Source organism: Actinokineospora sp. (assembly GCF_050699995.1).
Lineage (GTDB): Bacteria > Actinomycetota > Actinomycetes > Mycobacteriales > Pseudonocardiaceae > Actinokineospora.
On the sequence record NZ_JBOHGC010000448.1, the window covers coordinates 1 to 1,913 of the forward strand.

2 protein-coding genes are annotated in these 1,913 nt (G+C 69.6%); both read left to right on the plus strand.

The window, feature by feature from the left end; genetic code table 11:
- Window positions 1-161 precede the first annotated feature (161 nt).
- Window positions 162-1,220, plus strand: a complete 1,059-nt coding sequence (locus ACRDSQ_RS22320) for an NADase-type glycan-binding domain-containing protein (RefSeq protein ID WP_431423760.1) — start codon at window positions 162-164, stop codon at window positions 1,218-1,220.
- A gap of 67 nt (window positions 1,221-1,287) precedes the next feature.
- Window positions 1,288-1,845 (plus strand): carboxymuconolactone decarboxylase family protein, encoded by a 558-nt coding sequence (locus ACRDSQ_RS22325; RefSeq protein WP_431423761.1) that lies wholly within the window; start codon window positions 1,288-1,290, stop codon window positions 1,843-1,845.
- The last annotated feature ends 68 nt before the right edge of the window (window positions 1,846-1,913 follow it).

Below are 1,913 nucleotides of genomic sequence, written 5' to 3' on the forward strand. Positions count from 1 at the left end.
CCCCGCCCGGAGCGCCCAAGCCCCCCACTGCTCACGGCGCGCCGAAACCCTCTGCCCCGCCGGGAGCGGTGAAGCCGCCCGCGCCCCCTGGTGCCCCGAAACCACCCGCCCCACCGGGTGCTTCAGCTCCGTCCACGCCCGCGGGGGCGGTGAAGCTGCCCGTGTCAGCTCCTCCCGGCACCTCCACACCCCCGGGTGCCGCGGCAACACCGGTCGCCCTGCCCGCGCCGAAAGCCACCGCCACCGCATCACCCGCCGCCCCGAGCCTCCCCACGGCGGTGAATGCCGGCGTGGAGCTGCCCAAACCCTCCACCAACGGCGACAGCGAAGCCGCGGGCAACCTCGTCGTCCCCATCACCCCCGGTGGACCACAACCCGACGCCGTCCTTCCTCAGGAGATCAAGAAGGCACCCCCACCCAAGAAGCGGCCGCCGACCCGCAAGCTCAAGCCCGGCGACCTCATCTGCGGCGACTGCGGCGAGGGCAACGCCGAGACCCGCAAGTTCTGCAGCCGCTGCGGTGCTTCCCTCGCCGAGGCGGAGATCGTCAAGCGGCCGTGGTGGAAGCACCTGATCCCACGCACTGGCGCCAAGGTGCGCAAGTCGGGTGACCGTCCCAAAGGGAGCAGGCGCGGGAAGTCCAAGTTCGGCGAGGCCTTCGCGGCGACGTTCCGGGCGGTGCGGCGGGTCGTGGCCGTGCTGCTCCTCGTCGCCGGGATCGTCTACGGGGTCTCGGGGCAGTTCCGGGGCTGGGTGAACGAGCGGGCGTTCGCGCTCAAGCACCAGGCCGAGAAGATCATCTTCCAGCAGTACGTCCCGGTCTCGCCGGTCGAGGTGTCGGCCACCTCCCAGCTGCCCGACCACCCAGGTCCCGCCGCCACGGACGGGTTCAGCAACACCTTCTGGGCCGCCCCCGGCGTCGGCCCCGAACCCACGCTGATCCTCCGGTTCGACCGCGAGGTGTCCATCTCCCGGGCCCTGATCCGCAACGGTTCCGCGGAAGGTTTCCAAGGGCTGCACCGGGCCGAGCGGCTGCACTTCGTCTTCAACACCGGCCGCACCGCCGACGTCACGCTCAAGGACAACCCCGATCCGCAGCAGGTCGACATCGCCAGCGGTGACGGCGCCACCAGCGTCGAGATCCACGTGGTGTCACTGTTCCGCTCGGTCAAGGGGACAGACCTGGCGGTGAGCGAGATCGAACTCTTCCAGAAAGACTAGTCAAGCAGCTTGACTAGTTCGCGGGTGACGTCTACCTTGATCCGTATCCCCACGGAGAAGAGGTCTCTTGACGTTCGTCAGTCACACGATCGACACCGCGCCCGAGAAAGCGCGGCCCATCATCGAAGCCACCACCCGCGGGTTCGGTTACCTGCCCGAGCCGGTCGCCCGGATGGCCGAGTCGCCGGAGCTGTTGAGCACGTTCCTGGGCAACGTCGCCGTGTTCGACCGTTCGACGCTGACCGAGGTCGAGCGGGAGACGGTCATCATGACGATGGCCACCCGGGTCGAGTGCCACTACTGCGTCGCCATGCACACGCCGAAGCTGCCGGATGAGATCGCCGGGCCGCTGCGGTCGGGCAAGCCGCTCGACGACTCCCGCCTGGAAGCGTTGCGGCAGTTCACCACCGCGGTCCTCGCGACCAGCGGCGGAGTGTCCGAAGAGGACTTGAGGGCGTTCCTGGCCGCGGGCTTCACCCACCGCAACGCGCTCGACGTCGTGCTCGGCGTCGGCACCTACACCCTGTCCACCTTCGCGAACCGCCTCACCGCGGCGCCGCTCGACGCGGAGTTCGAGCCGTACCGGTGGGATTCTCACCACACCGGGCGCAGCGCTACCGGCTGACCGGACTCCGCGACGATCGCCTGGAGATCCGCGCGCAGCCGTTGGACCTGATCGGCGCCGATCAGGTC